Origin of the sequence: Winogradskyella pulchriflava, from assembly GCF_042434315.1 — a bacterium.
Classification (GTDB): Bacteria; Bacteroidota; Bacteroidia; order Flavobacteriales; family Flavobacteriaceae; genus Winogradskyella; species Winogradskyella pulchriflava.
The window spans coordinates 273,038-292,753 of sequence record NZ_JBHLTQ010000007.1 but is presented as its reverse complement, the minus strand read 5'-3'; the positions used below and the strand labels follow the sequence as shown (position 1 = coordinate 292,753).

At 32.9% G+C, this 19,716-nt stretch carries 17 protein-coding genes and 1 other RNA gene; 10 read left to right on the top strand and 8 right to left on the bottom strand.

Translation table 11 applies throughout. The annotated features are described in order from the left end of the window. Positions 1 to 4,321 (bottom strand): beta strand repeat-containing protein (locus ACFFGA_RS14815; RefSeq protein ID WP_386065176.1); only part of this gene is annotated, 4,321 nt, incomplete at its 3' end. 334 nt (positions 4,322 to 4,655) lie between these two features. On the opposite strand from ACFFGA_RS14815, the gene ACFFGA_RS14810 reads away from it, so the two are divergent. The 4 genes from ACFFGA_RS14810 to ACFFGA_RS14795 all read left to right on the top strand — a co-directional run bounded on the left by ACFFGA_RS14810 (position 4,656) and on the right by ACFFGA_RS14795 (position 8,730). Beyond that, positions 4,656 to 5,144, top strand: coding sequence for a SixA phosphatase family protein (locus tag ACFFGA_RS14810; RefSeq protein ID WP_386065174.1), 489 nt, complete (start codon positions 4,656 to 4,658; stop codon positions 5,142 to 5,144). Next, positions 5,141 to 7,195: a polyphosphate kinase 1 gene (gene ppk1 / locus ACFFGA_RS14805; protein ID WP_386065172.1), complete on the top strand. Its 2,055-nt coding sequence runs from the start codon at positions 5,141 to 5,143 to the stop codon at positions 7,193 to 7,195. Before ACFFGA_RS14810 ends, ppk1 begins: the two co-directional genes overlap by 4 nt. A 1-nt stretch (position 7,196) precedes the next feature. Then, positions 7,197 to 8,102: a Ppx/GppA phosphatase family protein gene (locus ACFFGA_RS14800; protein ID WP_386065170.1), complete on the top strand. Its 906-nt coding sequence runs from the start codon at positions 7,197 to 7,199 to the stop codon at positions 8,100 to 8,102. A gap of 97 nt (positions 8,103 to 8,199) precedes the next feature. Beyond that, the gene (locus ACFFGA_RS14795) at positions 8,200 to 8,730 is read left to right on the top strand and encodes a porin family protein (RefSeq protein WP_386065168.1); all 531 of its coding nucleotides are present in this window, start codon (positions 8,200 to 8,202) and stop codon (positions 8,728 to 8,730) included. A 53-nt stretch (positions 8,731 to 8,783) separates the two neighbouring features. Here the strand turns inward: ACFFGA_RS14795 and ACFFGA_RS14790 are convergent, their stop codons facing one another. The 3 genes from ACFFGA_RS14790 to dnaX are packed head-to-tail and all read right to left on the bottom strand — an operon-like array spanning position 8,784 to position 11,681. Continuing rightward, the gene (locus ACFFGA_RS14790; RefSeq protein ID WP_386065166.1) at positions 8,784 to 9,365 is read right to left on the bottom strand and encodes a MiaE family protein; all 582 of its coding nucleotides are present in this window, start codon (positions 9,363 to 9,365) and stop codon (positions 8,784 to 8,786) included. A gap of 8 nt (positions 9,366 to 9,373) precedes the next feature. Then, positions 9,374 to 9,952 carry a hypothetical protein gene (locus ACFFGA_RS14785; protein ID WP_386065164.1) on the bottom strand — a complete coding sequence of 193 codons (579 nt, stop codon included), beginning with the start codon at positions 9,950 to 9,952 and terminating at the stop codon, positions 9,374 to 9,376. A 4-nt stretch (positions 9,953 to 9,956) separates the two neighbouring features. After that, positions 9,957 to 11,681: a DNA polymerase III subunit gamma/tau gene (gene dnaX / locus ACFFGA_RS14780; protein WP_386065162.1), complete on the bottom strand. Its 1,725-nt coding sequence runs from the start codon at positions 11,679 to 11,681 to the stop codon at positions 9,957 to 9,959. A 102-nt stretch (positions 11,682 to 11,783) separates the two neighbouring features. Here dnaX and rnpB point away from each other — a divergent pair. Further along, positions 11,784 to 12,126, top strand: an RNA gene (rnpB, locus tag ACFFGA_RS14775) — RNase P RNA component class A. Positions 12,127 to 12,182: 56 nt separating this feature from the next. Here rnpB and ACFFGA_RS14770 read toward each other — a convergent pair. The 4 genes from ACFFGA_RS14770 to ACFFGA_RS14755 form a co-directional block, all read right to left on the bottom strand. Beyond that, positions 12,183 to 12,707 (bottom strand): nuclear transport factor 2 family protein, encoded by a 525-nt coding sequence (locus ACFFGA_RS14770; RefSeq protein WP_386065160.1) that lies wholly within the window; start codon positions 12,705 to 12,707, stop codon positions 12,183 to 12,185. Between the two features lie 138 nt (positions 12,708 to 12,845). Beyond that, the gene (rsmD, locus tag ACFFGA_RS14765) at positions 12,846 to 13,385 is read right to left on the bottom strand and encodes a 16S rRNA (guanine(966)-N(2))-methyltransferase RsmD (RefSeq protein WP_386065158.1); all 540 of its coding nucleotides are present in this window, start codon (positions 13,383 to 13,385) and stop codon (positions 12,846 to 12,848) included. Further along, positions 13,385 to 14,191, bottom strand: a complete 807-nt coding sequence (locus ACFFGA_RS14760) for a DUF3822 family protein (RefSeq protein ID WP_386065156.1) — start codon at positions 14,189 to 14,191, stop codon at positions 13,385 to 13,387. Before ACFFGA_RS14760 ends, rsmD begins: the two co-directional genes overlap by 1 nt. A 3-nt stretch (positions 14,192 to 14,194) precedes the next feature. After that, positions 14,195 to 14,920 (bottom strand): hypothetical protein, encoded by a 726-nt coding sequence (locus ACFFGA_RS14755; RefSeq protein ID WP_386065154.1) that lies wholly within the window; start codon positions 14,918 to 14,920, stop codon positions 14,195 to 14,197. A gap of 152 nt (positions 14,921 to 15,072) precedes the next feature. On the opposite strand from ACFFGA_RS14755, the gene ACFFGA_RS14750 reads away from it, so the two are divergent. From ACFFGA_RS14750 to ACFFGA_RS14730, 5 genes are read left to right on the top strand one after another with little or no spacing between them, the layout of a single operon-like run. Continuing rightward, positions 15,073 to 16,509, top strand: a complete 1,437-nt coding sequence (locus ACFFGA_RS14750) for an ATP-dependent DNA helicase (protein ID WP_386065153.1) — start codon at positions 15,073 to 15,075, stop codon at positions 16,507 to 16,509. 45 nt (positions 16,510 to 16,554) lie between these two features. Beyond that, the gene (locus ACFFGA_RS14745; protein WP_386065192.1) at positions 16,555 to 17,130 is read left to right on the top strand and encodes a DUF4126 domain-containing protein; all 576 of its coding nucleotides are present in this window, start codon (positions 16,555 to 16,557) and stop codon (positions 17,128 to 17,130) included. 33 nt (positions 17,131 to 17,163) lie between these two features. Continuing rightward, entirely contained in the window at positions 17,164 to 17,892 is a 729-nt protein-coding gene (gene kdsB, locus ACFFGA_RS14740; RefSeq protein WP_386065151.1) for a 3-deoxy-manno-octulosonate cytidylyltransferase, read from the top strand. Then, positions 17,883 to 18,596 (top strand): HAD family hydrolase, encoded by a 714-nt coding sequence (locus ACFFGA_RS14735; RefSeq protein WP_386065149.1) that lies wholly within the window; start codon positions 17,883 to 17,885, stop codon positions 18,594 to 18,596. The genes kdsB and ACFFGA_RS14735 overlap by 10 nt, the downstream gene beginning before the upstream one ends. Before the next feature lie 36 nt (positions 18,597 to 18,632). Continuing rightward, the gene (locus ACFFGA_RS14730; protein WP_386065147.1) at positions 18,633 to 19,715 is read left to right on the top strand and encodes an iron-containing alcohol dehydrogenase family protein; all 1,083 of its coding nucleotides are present in this window, start codon (positions 18,633 to 18,635) and stop codon (positions 19,713 to 19,715) included. The last annotated feature ends 1 nt before the right edge of the window (position 19,716 follow it).

Sequence of the window (19,716 nt, the reverse complement as noted above, 5' to 3'; positions counted from 1 at the left end):
CCTCATCCGTTACATCACCAGTAATGCTAAGATCAGTAGAGTCAACATCACATTCGATTGTTAAATCTGTAGGCACAGTAAATGTAGGTGCCGTAGTATCCACCACATTAATAGTTTGAACTAAAGTAGTCGTGTTGTTACACTCATCAGTCAATGACCAAGTACGTGTGATTGTCGATTCATTAGCACAGCTTCCAGCAGCCACAGTATCACTGTAAGTTGCTTCAAGACCATTAGAGCAGTTGTCCGCTTCATCGGTTACATCACCAGTAATGCTAAGGTCAGTAGGGTCAACATCACACTCAATGGTTAAATCTGCAGGTGCAGTAAACGTTGGAGGTGTAGTGTCTTGAACAGTTATAGTTTGCGTTGTTGTTGCACTATTACCACAATTATCAGTGATAGTAAATGTTCTTAATACTGTAATTGGACAATTATTAGTCGATGTAATTACATCAATATATGTTATGCTTTCAATATTAAAATCATCTGAAGCATTATAGTCCACGTTAGAAGCAAATATTCCTTGTACGTCTCCTGATTCAACAGTACTATATGCGAACAAAGCATTAGAACTTGTAATATCACTTGCAGAGCAACCTTCAATAGTTATAGTAGAAGGAGCTGAGATTTCTGGGTTTTCAGAATCATCGGTTTCAATTGTACCGCTTACATTATATATACAGCCATTGGCATCAGTAATTAAAATTGTATAAGTTCCTGAAGCTAGATTTTCAAAAAGACCATTTGTTTGACTAGTACTTCCGCTATCAATAGAGTAAGTATATGGAGGTATTCCACCAGTACCTTCGGCAGTAATACTTCCTGTACTTTGACCAGAACAATCAACATTTGTAATTTGTGTTATTGAGCCAGAAACATTTTCTGAAGGTTCTTGAACAGTTGACTGATTGGTTGTAGTACAACCATTAAAATCTGTGATAGTTACAGAATAAGTACCAGCAATAACATTTACTAAATCTTCAGTAGTAGCACCAGTATTCCATAAATAAGTATATGGTGGAGTTCCACCGTTTACGGTTAAATCAACAGATCCAGTACTATCACCTTTACATAAAATATTTGTTACTGCAATATCAGAACTTAAAGCGTTAGGTTCATTAACAGTTATAGTTGTGCTTTGAGTACAAAGTGTTGTTTGGTCGGTTACTGTTACAGTATAACTTCCAGCAGGTAAATTTGAAACGCTTGATGTTGTATCTGGCAAAGTATCCCATGCATAAGTAAAAGGACCAGTTCCATTAGACACTACAGCTGTTACTGTACCGTTACTTTCTCCGTTACATGTCACAGGAGTAGAAGATCCAGAAATTGATAAATTCTTACAAGTTCCAGGATTAACAGTTACAGTTGAAGTATCTGTACATCCATTAGCATCTGTTACTGTTACAGTATAAGTACCAGAAGTTAATCCGGAAATATTTTGAGTAGTTTCACCTCCTGGAGACCATAAGAAAGTATAAGGTTCTACACCACCTGTAGCCGTAGCACTCGCTGTACCATCTCCTGTAGATGGACCCATTTCGTCTGTGGATGAAACAGTTAAATCTAAAGCATTATTTGGTTCTGTAATAGAGATTGTTTCTTCAACAGGTTGACAAACCGTTCCATCAATAGTAACGCTAACATCATAAACACCAGCAGTAACATTGTTGATTGTACTAGATGTAACACCAGAATCTACTTGACCATTACTCCATGTAAATGTAAATGTAGCTCCAGGATTGGCATTAGAACTTGCCGATACTGTACCAGAACCTGTTGCATCACCAACACAAAGCACATTGGTTATATTTCCAATGGTTATTTCAGCATCACATGTATTTACACATACAATAACTATACTTTGGGTAAGTTGACAACCGTTGGCATCAGTAACAGTAACCGAATGTGTGCCAACTGGTAAGTTAGTAGCAGTAGCATTTGTTTGGTTATTAGCTGATGCACTCCATAAGTAGCTATATGGAGCAGTACCACCCGAAACATCTGCAGTTGCTTGCCCATTTGTACATCCTTGAGCAGTATTTGCATCAATTTTACTAATGTTTATACTTAAAGGATTAGCAGGTTCTGAAACCGTAGTATTTGTTGAAGCTGTGCATCCGTTTGCATCAGTAACAGTAACTGTATAATTACCAGCAATGATATCTGTTAGATTTTGACTTGTAGCAGAATTACTCCACGAATAAGAATACGGTTGAGTTCCACCATTAACTTCAATTGTAATGTCACCAGAAGCTTCTCCAGAACAGTCTACATCATTTACATCAACAATAGATACTGTTAATGTATTAGGTTGCGTAACTGTTGCATTGACTGTAGTAGTACAATCGTTATCATCTGTAATAAGAATAGTATAAGCTCCAGCTGTTAAGTTTTCAAAAAGACCACTACCTTGGTTTGTAGCTCCATTATCTATAGAATATTGATATGGACTAGTACCTCCTGCAGCTTCAACTGTAATACTTCCGTTTGCGCCTCCATTACAATCTACATTGGTAATATTTGTTACTGTAGCTGATAGGGTTTCACTTGGCTGATTAATAGTGGCATTGTTGGTAGTTGTACATCCATTTGCATCAGTAATAGTAACTTCATAGTCACCTGCTGCTAAATTGGAAAGATCTTGATTCGTAGAGCCATTGTCCCATAATACAGTATATGGAGCTGTACCACCAGAAATTGTTAAGTCAATTGCACCTGTAGCATCTCCATTACAAAGCACATCTGTCGTTGAATTAATTGTTGATGTTAATATTTCAGTAGGCTCGCTAACGGTATAGTCATCAGATATAGTACATCCGTTGGCGTCAGTAATTGTAACTGTGTAGTTTCCTGCAATTATACCAGATATGTCTTCTGTGGTAGCACCATTACTCCAGGAATACGTATATGGTAACTTACCTCCTGATACAGATATATCAATCGCACCTGAGGCATCTGATTTACATAACACATTAGATACGGTTCCCGAAAGCTCTAAATTATCCAAAATTATTGGTGTTGGATTCATATTGGAGCAAAGAGAATATGTACTTTGTACAGATAATGTGTAAGACCCTTCTGGTAGATTGTTGAAATCTGGGGAGCTTTGATATGGTCCACCGTTTAGAGAATATTCATATTCTGATCCTAAAGGACTTGTTACTGTAATTGTAAAATCATCGTCTCCAGATCCACAACTTACATTAGCCTCTGGCATTGTAGGTAGATTAACAAAAGTCATAGTTACCGTTGCTCTATCACAAACTGAAGTATTAGGAGGAGGTAAACATACTTCGTATTCAAATGTTACATCTCCTGTAAAACCAGGCATTGGTGTATAAGAATACATACCATTTGGTTGAAGAATAAAATCTTGACCAGCAGGTGTAGGGCCTGATACTAAAGAGTATGTTGAATTATTTGGAACGTTGTTATGAAAATTCAAATCGCCATCAAACTTGTCATCTATACATTCAACTTCAACTTGGTCAACGGCATACTTTTGCAATAAGAAGAATTTACCGTCACCATGATCTCTTGTGGATGCATTAAATTCTATTTTAGTTATTTTAGATCCTGTTGGTACTATATCACTAAGATAAAACAAAGCTATACCTATGGTACCATTATTTTCAACAACTCTATTTGATCTCCAGTAATCTGTATTTGGGTTTGGTGGACCATTTTGAGGTCCAGAAAGTGCACCGTTATTTGGTCTAACAAAAGTTTGTCCTAAAAGTTGTTCAGGACCACCTCCCAAAGGTGTTCCATATATGGCGATGTGGAAGCAATTGTTAACATTACGTTCTGTAACTGCTAATACACCTCCTTCATTGGCTGGAATTGATGGTGAATAAAAAATAGTTTGCTTTTGGGCATCGGTAGTTTCTACAGCTGCAAAATTTAGACAAATATTTCTACCGTTAGGATTAGCTGTAAAGTAATGATTTAGGTTTTTGTCCTGAAAAGCTGATAGGGCAATACTGTTCCAGTTTGGTACATTACTAGAATTTGCTAGTGTTATACCATTCCTTAAAATTTTATTTGGCCCATGACCGTCAGGTCCAAGTCTGGTCATTTCGTAAGCGGTAGGCACCACAAAAGTATTGTACAATTGTCCATCTATAGTGATAGACTTAATTGTAGCAGGACTTATTGTGGTAGGTTGGATAGCTTCTTCCCACTGAAAAGTAACACCGCTTTGAATTGAGGGTGATTGCTGAGCAACTAGCAAAACTGGAAGCATAATAAAAAGCGCTATAATCATAGCCTTTCTTATGCTCACGACTGAAATACAATTGTATTTGTTTTTCATATTGTACATAATAACTTATAATGTCTACATTGTTGCTGATATATAAATCACTTAATTGCTACAAAACTTATGGTAGCTAAAAAAGTTTATTATCTATGAGACAACAAAATCATATTGTTTTATACTAAAAATAGAGGGAAGTATTATTAACGTAAATGTAATAATGAATGGATTAATATATTTTTGATTTGGGGTCATTTACATTAATTTTACACAAACAAAAGAACTTATAACTAAAATCATAAACAAACATTAGAGTTAAAGCGGCAAATTAATCGTTAAAACGGAATTATGCAACATTTTGTCGGTAAAAAATGCATTTAATCGATACTATATGAAAACAATTGTACTTGTTAGGCACGGTAAATCCTCTTGGGAATATGATGTTTCTGACGCAGAAAGGCCGTTAAAGTCAAGAGGTGTCAAGGACGCTAAATTGGTTGCTAAGCATTTTGCTAAAGAAAATCTTATACCAAAATATTTTTTCTCTAGTCCAGCTAAAAGAGCTTTAGATACATGCAAAATCTTTGTCAATTCATTTGATTTGTCAGAAAATTCTATTAAAATTGATAATAGTTTATATGATTTTGGTGGCGAAAGTGTTGTCAATTTTGTTAAAAGCTTACCAAATGACATTAATTATGCAATGATTTTTGGACATAATCATGCATACACGTCTATTGCAAATATATTTGGAGATAAATTTATAGCTAATTTGCCAACCAGCGGGCTGGTAAAAATGAACTTTGAAATTAATGATTGGAAAGATCTTAAAAAAGGAAAAACAGAACTTATCATTACCCCTAAGCAATTAAAAGAATGACTAAAGACAAGAATATTTATATAAACAGAGAATTAAGTTGGTTGCAATTTAATGCTCGCGTACTACAAGAAGCTGCAGATGAAAATGTTCCATTAATTGAGCGATTACGTTTTCTTGGTATTTTTTCCAATAACCTAGATGAATTTTTTAAAGTTAGATATGCTACTGTAAAGCGAATAGATGAAGCAGGTAAAGGTGCTAAAACAGAGTTAGGTGGTATTAAGGCAAGTGATCTATTAGAAGAAATTACCCAAATAGTAATTAATCAACAAAGTGAAAGTTTAGAAATTTTAGATTCTATATACAAAGAACTAGAGAGAGAAAATATTCACATTATTGATGAAACAGAAATTGATGAAGAACAACATCATTTTATTAAAGATTATTTTTATCAAGAGGTTAGTTCGGCACTTGTTGTTATAGTTTTAAGTGAAGATTTTGATCTTCCAGAATTAAAGGATAGTTCAGGATACTTAGTGGTAAAAATGTCTAATTCCAATAATCAAGATCAGTTTGCTCTGATTGAAATTTCAAAAGCATTAAACCGTTTTATTGTATTGCCAAAGAAAGGTAATTCCAATTCTATCATCATGATAGATGACTTATTACGTTATTGTTTAGATGATATTTTCAATATTTTTAATTATGAGAGTATTACCGCACACATGATTAAAATAACACGTGATGGAGAGCTCGATTTTGATAGTGATTTAAGTAAAAGTTTTATAGATAAGCTGTCTGATAGTGTAAAGGATAGACAAAGTGGAGAACCCGTTAGATTTGTGTACGATAAAAATATTGATGAAGATACTTTAAACTTTCTTTTAAAACGAATGGAAATTGACTCTAAAGATAGTATAATACCTGGTGGACGTTATCATAATAGAAGAGATTACATGGATTTTCCAAGTTTAGGAAGAACAGATTTATTATATAAGAAAATTAAGCAGCTACCTGTAAAGGGATTAAGTTTTGAGGAAAGCATTTTCAAAACCATCGAAAAAAAGGATTACTTAGTTTATACTCCCTATCATACATTCTCATATATTGTTAAGTTTTTGCGAGAAGCAGCATTGGATCCTAAGGTAAAAACTATTAAAATCACAATCTATAGATTGGCTCAAATTTCTCATGTTGCCAGTTCTTTAATCAATGCTGCTAAAAACGGTAAAAAGGTTACTGTATCTATTGAGTTACGTGCACGTTTTGATGAAGAAGCTAATATTAATTATGCTGAACAAATGCAAAATGCTGGTGTCATTATGTTATTTGGAGTACCTGGATTAAAAGTACATTGTAAAATGTGTGTTATTGAGCGAGAAGAAAATGATACATTAGTTAGGTATGGTTTTGTGAGTACAGGAAACTTTAATGAATCCACTGCAAAAGTGTACACAGATTTCACATTATTAACTGCAAACCCAAAGATTTTAAAAGATATAAATAAGGTGTTTAACTTTTTTGAAGTTAACTATAAAGTCAATAGATACAAACATATTATTACGTCACCACATTATACAAAATCAAAAATATTTGCATTAATCGATAAAGAAATTGAAAATGCAAAAAATGGAAAACCAGCTTATATTAAACTAAAGTTGAATAGTATAAGCAGCTACAAAATGGTTGATAAACTGTATGATGCAAGTAGAGCTGGTGTAAAAGTACAGATGATTGTTAGAGGATTGTGCTGTTTAGTGCCAGGTGTAAAAGGAATGAGCGAAAATATAGAAATTATAAGTATAATAGATAAATTTCTAGAACATACACGATTGTATATTTTCTGTAACAATGATAACCCAAAGGTTTATATTTCTTCAGCTGATTGGATGACAAGGAACATTGACAATAGAGTAGAAGTAAGTTGTCCTATTTATGATAAAGACATTAAACAAGAATTGCAGGAGTTGTACGAAATATGTTGGAATGATAACGTAAAAGCACGTATAATTAACGAAACTCAAGACAATACTTATCGTAGAAATGATAAGCCAAAAGTTAGAGCACAATTCGACACTTATAAATATTACACAAACAAATTAGGAGTATAAAATGCTAAAAATACAGAAATATGCAGCGATAGATATTGGTTCAAATGCAGTTAGGCTTCTAATATCCAATATAATTGAACTTAATGATGAACCTGTGGTTTTTAAGAAGAATTCTTTAGTCAGAGTTCCTATTAGGTTGGGTGCAGATGTGTTTTTAAAAGGAGAAATATCAGAATACAACCAAGAACGTATGGTTGACACAATGAAAGCATTTAGTTTATTAATGAAGTCGCATGGTGTTGTGCGTTATAAGGCATGTGCAACTTCTGCAATGCGAGAAGCTAACAATAGTGAACCACTTTCAAAAAAAATAGCTGAAACCTGCGGTATTAATATAGATATCATTGATGGTGAAGAAGAAGCGGCAATTATTGCAGAAACAGATTTACATACATTTATAGATCCTAATAGAACGTATTTATATGTAGATGTTGGTGGAGGTAGTACAGAGTTTTCTATTATTCATAATGGTAAAAAAATAAAATCTAAGTCTTTTAAAATAGGAACAGTAAGATTGCTCAACGATATTGTAAAAAGCGAAACCTGGATTGAGTTAGAAAAATGGATTAAGGAAAATACAGCGCAGTATTATAAAATTGAGCTAATAGGTTCTGGTGGTAACATTAACAAGATTTTCAAAATATCTGGTAAAAGCATTGGCAAACCGCTTACATATTTTTACCTCACCAATTATTATAAAATGTTACAAAACTATTCTTATGAAGAGCGTATTACCAAACTAAATCTTAATCAGGATAGGGCAGATGTTATTATTCCAGCAACACGTATTTATCTGTCTGCAATGAAATGGAGTGGAGCAAAAGATATTTATGTTCCTAAAATTGGACTGTCAGATGGTATTATAAAGAGTATCTATCACGAAACAGTCTCAAGTGTAACTATTTGATTTATAGACAATAAAAAATAATATTAATCACTTTTTTTTTAAAAATTATATAAAGTTTAGAATTAAAATATATATTCGTTGTCTCAAATTGATTATTATGAAGAAATTTTTACTTGCCTCAGTATTAGTGTGTTTTACTACTATATGTATGTCTCAAGAAATAAGATATGGTGTAAGAGGAGCACTAAATGTATCTAATCTTGATTTTGAACCAGATGCAACTTTTGAAAACAAACACCGTAATGGTTTTGCCTTTGCAGGCTTTGTTGAGTATGGTTTTTCTGAAGAGCTAGCTTTGCATACAGAATTGCAATGGTCTGCCGAAGGTGGAAAGCATGAAGACATTAGAGCAGATTATATTCAGATGCCTATTTTGTTGCAGCTCTCTACATCAGATCGTTTGTCTTTTATGGCTGGTCCACAAATAGCATTAAAGACTTGGAAAAATGATGATGGATTTTCAACATTTGCGTTTTCTGGAGTCATCGGTGGACAATATATGATTACTAGCGAATTGTTTGTAGATGCGAGATTCTCGTATGGTTTATCTAATATTTTAGATAAAGATTTAACCGATTTAGAAGCCAAAAACCATGTTATGCAATTTGGTTTTGGTATAAAAATTTAAAAAAATATTTTATTGAATAAAATGAAAAGCTTCAACATTAGTTGAGGCTTTTTTTAACCATGAATAGTTTCTTTATTCCCTAAGTCCTTCATTATTTCAGCTTCGTAATCAAGGAGTTGCTGCCATTTTTTATCAACATCTTTTCGTTCTCCATATTGTCTGGCAAAGTTTAAAAACATGGTATAATGGTTAGCTTCGCTAATCATTAATTTTCTATAAAACGTTGCTAATTTTTTATCTTCTAATTCTTCGGAAAGTAATCTAAAGCGCTCGCAACTTCTGGCTTCTATTAATGCAGCATATAATAAGCGATGTACCAATTGCGTTGTTCTGCTACCACCTTTTGGGAAAAACTTTAATAATGCAATAACGTAATCATCTTTTCGGTCGCGTCCTAATATCCAACCACGTTCTAAAATTAAGTCGTGCACCATCTTAAAATGACTCATTTCTTCCTCGACCAAATCAATCATCTCATTTACCAATTCAGTATATTCAGGAAAACTTACAATAAGAGAAATAGCAGTACTTGCTGCCTTTTGCTCACAGTAGGCATGATCTGTTAAAATTTCTTCGATATTTTTTTCAACAATGTTTACCCATCTTGGGTCTGTTGGTAATTTAAGTCCTAGCATGACCTTTTTTATTTGATATATACAAAATTTGCTTTTCCTCTATCATCAATAATTAATTGATGCAGTGCTTGTTTATTAGAATTTGGTATTTCATACAATACGTCTATTACCACCTGGTTGTTGAGTGTTGGGTCGTTATTTAGCTCAATAGATTTTAGAACAGCTAATTTGTCAAAATTGTAAAGGCTTGAACCTGAAGTGTAATTTGGCTTCAAGTTTAAAGCCTTGTTCACCCTTTTTTTGTCAAAAGTTTCGTCGTAGATGACTTTATTGTCTATCTTAACAAGAATATCAAATTTGAAATTTCTATAGTAGGTTTGATAGTTTACAGTGTCTTTTATTTTAGTAAAAAGCACACTGTTTTCCATATCAGAATACGTTTTTATTTTAATGCTATAGCCGTTGTTCATTAAGGTGTCAACCTCACGTTCCGTATAATCCTTTGGAACATATATATCTACTTCAGTAGTAACGTTTTTTATAAACTCTTCAACATCTTCTGCCAATGCTTGGCTTGATGATTTTCTGCCTTCACAGCTTACCGAAGCAATAAATAAGAGTAATAAAAGTCCAATAAAATATCTCATAGTATTAAATGTCTAATCCAAATGTTTTTCTAAGCAGTTCAATATTAGGGTTTTTCTCTTTAAGTTTATCATATTTCTCTTTTGCGGTAAATGCGTATTTTTTTGCTACTTCTTCGTTTACGGTAATTTCTAGATGTAAATCAAAATTCATTAAAGTTTTGCGCAAATATGCTAATAATGGAAATTGGGCACGTTCTAATTCGATTTTGTTGGTATTGTTAGAGTAGGTCAATTGTATTGCAGTACCTTTTAACTTCGGTGAATCCATTTGTAGAATGGATGCCATAATTTTTTCACCCTTTTTATCCATAGAAGTGGCATAAGCATTCCAAGCTTCAGTCAAGGCTTCTTGTGTTACAGGCTCCTTTGGTAAATCTTCTTCATCAATAACAACATCTAGTTGACGGATTTGATGCTCTTTCTTTTCTCTAATGCTTTTTAGTGATAAACCAGATGTGTTTTTCTTGGCTTTATCTATTGAAATTTTAGAAATAGCAACAGGTTCAGCAACTGCTGTGCTAGGTGCTTTTTGGATTGGTTTTTCCTTGTGTTCTGGTTGCTTTTCTGTGGTTTTAACGTCCTCTTGAGGTCTTTTTACAGGAATCGGAGTAATACCTTTTGCCTTAAAGTAAGATGGTGGAATTATGTAGTTCTTGCTATTTTTTTTTTCTCCATCAAAAGTGATAGAGGCTAATTGCATAAGTGTTAATTCTACTAATAGGCGCTGATTTTTACTGGTCTTATATTTTAAATCGCAATCATTAGCAAGATGAATACCTTTCATTAAAAACTCGTTGGAAGTTTTTAGACACTGCTCAACATACTTGGTTTTGGTTTCTTCGCCTACTTCTAGTAAATTAATGGTTGCTTGATTTTTACAGACCATTAAATCCCTAAAATGAGATGCTAAGCCAGCGATGTAATGGTGACCATCAAAACCTTTGGATAGTATAGTGTTGAATTGAATGAGTAATTCCGGAATTTTATTTTGTAAAATTAAATCTGTGCTTTCAAAATACGTTTCGTAATCAAGTACGTTAAGATTTTCTGTAACGGCTTGTCTTGTTAGGTTTTTACCAGAAAAACTAACCACACGGTCAAAAATAGATAAGGCATCTCGCATAGCTCCATCTGCTTTTTGAGCAATAATATGAAGTGCGTCGTCTTCTGCAGCAATCCCTTGCTCGTTAGCAACAAACTTTAAATACTCCTTAGCATCAGTTACTGAAATTCGTTTAAAATCGAATATCTGGCAACGTGATAAAATAGTAGGTATTATTTTGTGCTTTTCCGTAGTTGCAAGTATAAAAATGCAGTGCTTTGGTGGCTCTTCTAAAGTTTTTAAAAACGCATTAAATGCCGCTGCAGATAACATATGTACCTCATCAATAATATACACTTTGTATTTACCAACTTGTGGAGGAATCCTAACTTGGTCTGTTAAGTTTCTAATGTCATCAACAGAATTGTTAGAGGCTGCATCGAGTTCAAAAATATTGAAAGCAAAATCTTCGTCTTCACTAGTGTTACCATCACTATTTATCATTTTAGCCAAAATACGAGCACATGTTGTTTTACCAACACCACGAGGACCTGTAAATAACAAGGCTTGTGCTAAATGATTGTTTTCTATAGCATTAAGTAGTGTATTGGTAATAGCCTGTTGACCCACAACATCCTTAAAGGTTTGCGGTCTATATTTACGAGCTGATACTACGAAATGTTCCATTGAAAAATAACTGAAATACAAATTTAAGAATAACCTATAAATAGCCATTTATAAGGACTTAAATTTAATATGAGTTATTAACAATTTGTGTACTTTTGCGCTCGAGTAGATCGCCTTATCGATCCTAAATTTATTTAGGGTAGGAAAGTCCGAACACCATAGTGCAATCATAGTGGCTAACAGCCATCCATCGAAAGGTGAGGAAAAGTGCAACAGAAAGTATGTACAGGTAATGCTGTAGTGAAATCAGGTAAACTCTATGAGGTGCAATGTCATGTATACCAACGCTTGAGGGCTGCACGCTCGATTGTTGGAGGGTAGGCAGCTAAAGTTTACTGGTAACAGTAAATGTAGATAAATGATAAGGTAGTTTTGTTCTTGTAAAGAAGTGATTCTGAAACGAGTTCAGAATGAACAGAATTCGGCTTATAGATTTGCTTAAGTATAAAAAAGCCCTTTGTAGATTTTCTACAAAGGGTTTATTTTTTTGTTTTAGTTGTATTATTCTTTAGGTGGTGTGAGCGTATATCCTTGACTTTCTGCAATGTTAAGTATATCATAGAAATAGCGCATATAGACAATTTTACCATTTTCTATTCTAGAAACCGAATGGTATGGAACTACAATTTTCTTACCAGATTTCTTGTTGGTAAGCGTGTTTGTTCCCCAAGACAATAACCATTCTCCTTCGTTCCAATTGTTTTCCACTTTAACAGGTAAATAGAGATCATTTATAATCTTATGGGTATATTGATTGGTGCTATTGGTAAAATAGTCCTTGTGCTGTTTAACGTTTAAAGAATCCAATCCTCCTCCTAAACCATAAATCATGGCTTTTTCATGGAGTTGGGCATTCATACCACTTACATCTCCTTTTTGTAATGCTTGTGTGTACGATCTCAAAAGTTTTTCTGCAACTTTAGAATTGTCAAAATCGAGCGTTACTTCTGGTTCTTGTGCATTAGCATTAAAGCTAATTCCTAGCATTAGCAACGCTAATACAATAATTTTTTTTGAAATTTTCATAATTGTTTTGGTTTTAATTAATAGCTTATACCACAACAATTGATATATAAAACATGTAGAAATACTGCAAAGAAATTTGCAAAGGCTGTTAAATGTAGTGAAAATATTTAATTGGGAAACGCCCTACAATACTGAAAATCAATTAATTTCAAAAAAACTAAACATATTACCTCCATAACTCTTTGAATAAGCGTAATGTTCTAAATCACTTAAATCTGTATGTTTAGAATGTTCTACGATAAGTACACCTTCATCTTCTAAAAGCTGATTTTCAAATACCAATTCTGGTATTTTTGAAAAGGCTTCAACATCAAAATTATATGGTGGGTCTGCAAAAATGATGGTGTATTTTAGTTTTGAATTTTCGAGAAACTTAAATACGTCGCTTTTAATGGTTTGTATAGTCATATCAAAGGCTTCGGCAGTTTCATTTATAAACTTAATGCAGCCGTAATTGGCATCCACAGCTGTGATTTGTTCTGTACCTCTGGAAGCAAATTCGTAACTGATGTTTCCTGTTCCTGAGAATAAATCCAATACCGAAATATCATCAAAATAATACTGATTATTTAAGATGTTAAATAAGGCTTCTTTTGCCATGTCAGTAGTTGGCCTTACAGGTAATTTTTTTGGAGCCTGTATTTTTCTACCTTTAAATATCCCAGAAATAATACGCATTACAAGGAGCTGAGAATTAAATAATGATTGTGAAGGTTTTGTTTATCAATACCTACTGAAAAGTTAAAGCTAAATTCTGGCTTAATAATATCTACGTGTCTTATGTAGGTATAAAGAATATTAAACAATTCATCATCTTTTTTAATACTACCACTTAGCTTAATTTGGGTGACTTCAGCATCTAGTTTTAACTGTTCAAAAACGAATAAAATATAGTATATAAAATCTTCTTTGCTGTGATATTCAAAGACATTAAACAGTTGTAGTTGTTTGTTGTCAACGACACACACTTCTATGGTAGAACTATTGATATTTATATAAACTTCTGGTGTTTCTTTTACCGAATACTTTTGTAATATGGTATCTACTAAAACGGTTGAAGAATGTTTATAGACAAAGGCACCAAAGGTTTCAAAAATATAGTTATTAATATTTACATAAGGGATATACACGTTGATGCTATCGTTGATTGCAATTTCATCTTGTGTTATAAAATCTGTTTTTAAAATTTTGGCATTAAACTTTAAATAGTCCACCTTATGGTTTTCATCGTATAGCGTTTTTGGTACTAAGGATGCTAATTCGTTTTGATGAATCACAATCACCGAATTAAATTCATCAGAAAAAACAGTATTACTACTCAACTCAGTTTTTAGCCTATTGAGCACATCAAAAGGAGTAAGCTTATGCTCAAAAGGCAAATGGTTAAGAAATTCAATAGTATTTGAAGTTCTATTTAGAATACAAAAAGAAAGCCCATTCAAATTTACTTGAATGGACAATTCTTTAATATTATTTTTTGTCAAAACTTACTCTTTTTTTGAATAGTTTTTAGGCCAGTTTCCTGTAGTGTTAACCTCTTCAAGAGAACCTACTTTTAGTGTTGGTCCGTTTACGCCATCTACTGAAACTACTTGTTTCTCTTTCTCTATTAAATATTTGTCTTGATCGTGCAATATTACAGCTTTATCAACTTTAACTTCAAAAACAGCAATGTCGTCTAATTTATCAGCCTTTAAAGTAAATTTAGCTCCTTTTTCACCAATACCAACATCGTCCATAGTTTTATAACGATCACTTCCTTTAAAGATAGAATCTTTTACTGTGTAGTAACTCAAAGTATCTATAAGTGTAATAGTTTTCATGGTTTCAACACCACCAAAAGCTCTTGTTCTTTCTTTATCTAAAACTAATGTATCACGTCTTTGTGTAATTGGTACTTTACCGTTTTCTACAAAGTTGATAAGTTTGTCAAAACTACCAGCATATTCTCCGTTAACTTCTTTGTATGCCAATTGAGAATCTCTAATGTCAATTAAGCGGTCAATAACTACTGCAAAACGTTTTTCTTTCAGTTGGTTAAATTGAATTTCTTTATAAACCGACATAAATGTAATATAACCTAAGTAAATAATCAGTGCCCAAAGGACCAAGTGAATAATTGGTTTTAATTTTTTAGGAACAAATTTGTCTATTAACCATACAATGGCAATGGTTAATAAAATAATAACTACAATCGCTATAATTACTTTCATATTTTAGTTTATTAATTAGGTCTATCACAAATCTACAATTTTTTTTTGTTCGCAAAAATTATCTAATTAAAAATCATTCAAAATAAAACACAAAAGGTATAAACACCCTTAAAATATAGAATAATGTTATATTGCTTAAATATTTATTTTTTATGATTACCAATGCTTCTGCATTCTATTCTTTAATAAAATCAAAGTTTCCATTTCAGCCAACTTCTAAGCAAGATATGGTACTGATGCAGTTGTCTCAGTTTATTTTTGAAAATTCCAATAATTCAATTTATCTACTCAAAGGTTATGCAGGAACTGGAAAAACAAGTATTACAGGTACAATAGTCAATAATTTATGGCAGGCAAAAAAAAGTGCTGTGCTTTTAGCTCCAACTGGTAGAGCTGCCAAAGTAATTTCTAATTATGCAAAGAAAGAAGCGTTTACCATTCATAAAAAGATTTACTTTCCGAAGAAAAATAAAGGCGGAGGCGTTAAATTTGTAATGCAGCCTAACAAACACAGAAATACTATTTTTATTGTAGATGAGGCATCTATGATTCCGGATTTGCCTTCAGATTCTAAACTTTTTGAAAATGGTTCTTTATTAGATGATTTAATGCAGTATGTCTATTCCGGACATAATTGCAAACTTTTACTAATAGGTGATAAGGCTCAACTGCCACCTATAAAATCGGATTTAAGTCCAGCCTTAGATGAAGACAAACTCAGCTTAAATTATAATAAGAACGTTTTTGGTATGGAACTCGATGAAGTGGTTAGACAAGAACAAAATTCTGGCATTTTAGATAATGCAACAGAGTTAAGGGCTGTGTTAGAAACTAGTTTTTACGAAAGCTTTAAATTTAATGTTCAAGCCTATAAAGACATTGTTAGACTTGTTGATGGTTATGAAATTATGGATGCTATTAATGATGCTTATAGTAAAGATGGTTATGAGGAAACGGCTATAATTGTTCGTAGTAACAAACGAGCAAACATGTATAACCAGCAAATTCGCCAACGCATTCTGTTTAATGAAAGTGAGTTATCTACTGGTGATTTTTTAATGGTAGTTAAGAACAACTATTTTTGGATAAAACCAACTACAGAAGCTGGTTTTATAGCAAATGGAGACATTATTGAGGTATTGGAGATATTTAGTATTAAGGAGTTGTATGGTTTTAAATTTGCTGAAGTTAAGGTGAAAATGGTCGATTATCCTCGTATGAGACCTTTTGAAACAGTATTGTTATTAGATACTATTGATGTTGAAAGTGCTTCACTTAGCTACGAGGAATCTAACCGTTTGTATGAGGAGGTTTCTAAAGATTATGAAGATGAAACTTCTAACTACAAAAAATTTCTGGGAGTAAAGAACAATCCATTTTTTAATGCTTTACAAGTAAAGTTCTCTTACGCTATTACTTGCCATAAATCTCAAGGTGGTCAATGGAATACCATTTTTGTTGAGCAACCTTATTTACCTAATGGTATGGATAAGGATTATATACGTTGGCTTTACACAGCTGTTACCAGAGCTAAAGAAAAATTATATCTTATAGGTTTTAAAGATGAAATGTTTACCGAAAATAATTAATATAATTCTTCCCATTGGGAAGATGTCAAAAAATGACAGATGGGAATGACAGTAGAAACTATCTTAAGTATTTGTCTAGGCATTGGACTTGCAGCTTCTGTTGGTTTTAGAGTCTTTTTACCGTTATTCGCTTTAAGTTTAGCAGCTTATTTCAATTTTTGGGAACTTAATGAATCGTGGTCTTGGATAGGTAGCACAGCAGCTTTGATAACTTTAGGTATTGCAACTTTAGTAGAAATTATTGCCTACTACATTCCATTTATTGATAATGCTTTGGATACTATTGCTATTCCACTTGCAACAGTTGCTGGTACAGCAGTAATGGTATCAACTGTGGCAGATTTAAGTCCTGTTATTACTTGGTCATTAGCTATTATAGCTGGAGGAGGTACAGCCGCAGCAATAAAAGGTTCTGTTGGTGCAACGCGTTTGGGTTCTACGGTTTCGACCGCAGGTATTGCCAATCCGGTTGTATCAACAGTAGAAACCGTTACATCTATAGTAATGTCTATAGTTTCTATATTTCTGCCCATATTGGCAATAATTTTAGTTATATTCATTTTTTATATTGTATTTAGGCTTTATAAAAAGTTGAAGCCTAAAACCCCTAAATCATCTTAAAACCGTATTTTTGAGATTGTCTAAAATAGATATATGAAGATTATATCCATGATACCTGCACGTTATAGTGCATCACGTTTTCCAGGTAAATTAATGCAAAATTTAGCTGGTAAATCTGTAATTCTAAGAACTTACGAAGCAACTGTAGCTACTCAACTTTTTAGTGAAGTTTATGTTGTTACCGATAGTGCTATTATCTATGATGAAATAGTGAACAATGGAGGCAAAGCCATAATGAGTAAAACTGAGCACGAATCTGGAAGTGACAGGATTGCTGAAGCTGTAGCTAATGTTGATTGCGATATTGTGGTTAATGTGCAAGGAGATGAACCTTTTACTGAGCGAGAGAGTTTACGCAAAGTTCTTGAGGTTTTTAAGGATGATAAAGACAAAGAAATAGATTTGGCCTCTTTAATGGTTGAAATAAAAGATTGGGACGAAATCCATAACCCTAATACGGTTAAGGTTATCGTAGACCAAAATAATTTTGCATTGTATTTTTCTAGAAGCCCAATTCCATATCCAAGAGATAAAGAAGCTGGTGCCAGATATTTTAAGCATAAGGGCATTTACGCTTTTAGAAAACAAGCATTATTAGATTTTACGATTTTACCAATGCAATTTATTGAAGCAACCGAAAAAATTGAGTGTATTCGCTATTTGGAATATGGCAAGCGCATAAAAATGGTTGAAACAGAGGTACAAGGTGTAGAGATTGATACACCTGAAGATTTAGAAAGAGCTAAGCGTTTGTGGAAGTAAATTATAAAGACATAAAAATAATAGGCTTCGATGCTGATGACACACTTTGGGTAAACGAAACTTATTTTCGCGAAGCTGAAGAAGAAGTAGGTAGGTTATTATCGCATTATGAAACTCCTAACAAAATTGACCAGGAACTATTTATGATGGAAATAAAAAACCTTCCAACTTATGGTTACGGTGTAAAAGGCTTTATACTGTCTATGATAGAAATGGCAATAGAACTATCTAACGGAACAGTATCTAATAAAATTATTGCTAAAATGCTAGACATTGGCAAAGACATGATAAATAAACCCATTGAATTATTAGATGGTGTTGAACAAGTACTAAAAGCCTTGTCTAAAGATTATAGATTAATTGTTGCAACTAAAGGCGATTTGCTAGACCAAGAAAGAAAATTGGAAAAATCGGGTTTATTGCAGTATTTTCATCATATTGAAGTCCTAAGTGAAAAGCAAGAAGCTAATTATCAGAAGCTTTTAAAACATTTAGATATTAAACCTTCTGAGTTTTTGATGATAGGTAATTCGTTGAAATCTGATATATTGCCATTGGTAAATATTGGAGCTAAAGCCATACATGTACCATTTCATACAACTTGGCAACACGAAGTTGTAAATAATAAAGAGATAAATGGCGCAGAATATATAACCGTTGAAAGTTTGAATGAAATTTTAAATTTTTTCGACCTTAATAAATAAACTAAGTTTATATTTTTGTTAAAGATTATAGAGTAAATGATATATAAAAATTATCCAATGGTGTCCAGAGTTGTATTTGGGAGGGGAAGTTTCAATCAGTTAGATGAAATTCTTGCTCAAAAGCGCAAAGGACGCAATGCACCATTTATATTTTATGTTGATGATGTCTTTAAAGGTAATCATTGGTTAACTTCAAGAATAACGCTGTCTTATAAAGATAAAATCATTTATGTTCCAACACTTGAAGAGCCTAAAACATCACAAATAGATCAACTTGTTGAAGATATTATTCTAGAGTACAGTGAGCTTCCGTCTGGTATAATTGGAATTGGTGGTGGTATTGTAATGGATATAGCAAAAGCAGTTTCATTAATGCTAACCAATAAAGGTGAATCAAAAGATTATCAAGGTTGGGATTTAATAAAGTATCCTGCCATATATCACGTAGGCATTCCTACAATTTCCGGCACAGGTGCGGAGGTTTCGCGTACAACTATTTTAACTGGTCCAGAACGTAAACTGGGCATTAATAGTGATTATACTCCTTTTGATCAAGTTATATTAGATCCAGAGTTAACAAAGGATGTTCCAAATGATCAATGGTTTTATACGGGTATGGATTGTTTTGTACATTGTGTGGAATCTTTAAATGGAACTTACTTAAACGCTTTTAGCCAAAGTTATGGTGAAAAAGCTTTTGAACTCTGTCAGGAAATCTTTCTAACAGACAATTTAAGTAAAGAAGAAGCACAAGATAAACTTATGATGGCTTCTTGGCATGGAGGTATGAGTATTGCATATTCTCAAGTTGGTGTAGCACATGCTATGAGTTATGGCTTAGGTTATTTACTTGGTGTTAAGCATGGCATTGGTAATTGTATTGTGTTCGATCATCTTGAGGAGTATTATCCAGAAGGTGTGACAATGTTTAAGAAAATGAAGGCTAAGCATAATATAGAATTACCTCAAGGCATTTGCGCAGATTTGGATGAAGATCAATTTAATACAATGATAGATGTTGCTTTGAGTTTAGAACCACTTTGGGAAAATGCTATTGGAAAAAATTGGAAGTCTAAAATAACCAGAGAAAAATTGATGACGCTTTACAAAAAAATGTAAG

Bases quoted from the DNA above. Each gene is read 5' to 3' on its own strand.
- ACFFGA_RS14795 (WP_386065168.1), top strand. From the start codon at position 8,200: ATGAAGAAATTTTTACTTGCCTCAGTATTAGTGTGTTTTACTACTATA.
- ACFFGA_RS14770 (WP_386065160.1), bottom strand. From the start codon at position 12,707: ATGAAAATTTCAAAAAAAATTATTGTATTAGCGTTGCTAATGCTAGGA.
- ACFFGA_RS14785 (WP_386065164.1), bottom strand. From the start codon at position 9,952: ATGAGATATTTTATTGGACTTTTATTACTCTTATTTATTGCTTCGGTA.
- ACFFGA_RS14755 (WP_386065154.1), bottom strand. From the start codon at position 14,920: ATGAAAGTAATTATAGCGATTGTAGTTATTATTTTATTAACCATTGCC.
- ACFFGA_RS14730 (WP_386065147.1), top strand. From the start codon at position 18,633: ATGATATATAAAAATTATCCAATGGTGTCCAGAGTTGTATTTGGGAGG.
- kdsB (WP_386065151.1), top strand. From the start codon at position 17,164: ATGAAGATTATATCCATGATACCTGCACGTTATAGTGCATCACGTTTT.
- ACFFGA_RS14790 (WP_386065166.1), bottom strand. From the start codon at position 9,365: ATGCTAGGACTTAAATTACCAACAGACCCAAGATGGGTAAACATTGTT.
- ACFFGA_RS14800 (WP_386065170.1), top strand. From the start codon at position 7,197: ATGCTAAAAATACAGAAATATGCAGCGATAGATATTGGTTCAAATGCA.
- ppk1 (WP_386065172.1), top strand. From the start codon at position 5,141: ATGACTAAAGACAAGAATATTTATATAAACAGAGAATTAAGTTGGTTG.
- dnaX (WP_386065162.1), bottom strand. From the start codon at position 11,681: ATGGAACATTTCGTAGTATCAGCTCGTAAATATAGACCGCAAACCTTT.
- rsmD (WP_386065158.1), bottom strand. From the start codon at position 13,385: ATGCGTATTATTTCTGGGATATTTAAAGGTAGAAAAATACAGGCTCCA.
- ACFFGA_RS14750 (WP_386065153.1), top strand. From the start codon at position 15,073: ATGATTACCAATGCTTCTGCATTCTATTCTTTAATAAAATCAAAGTTT.
- ACFFGA_RS14745 (WP_386065192.1), top strand. From the start codon at position 16,555: ATGACAGTAGAAACTATCTTAAGTATTTGTCTAGGCATTGGACTTGCA.
- ACFFGA_RS14810 (WP_386065174.1), top strand. From the start codon at position 4,656: ATGAAAACAATTGTACTTGTTAGGCACGGTAAATCCTCTTGGGAATAT.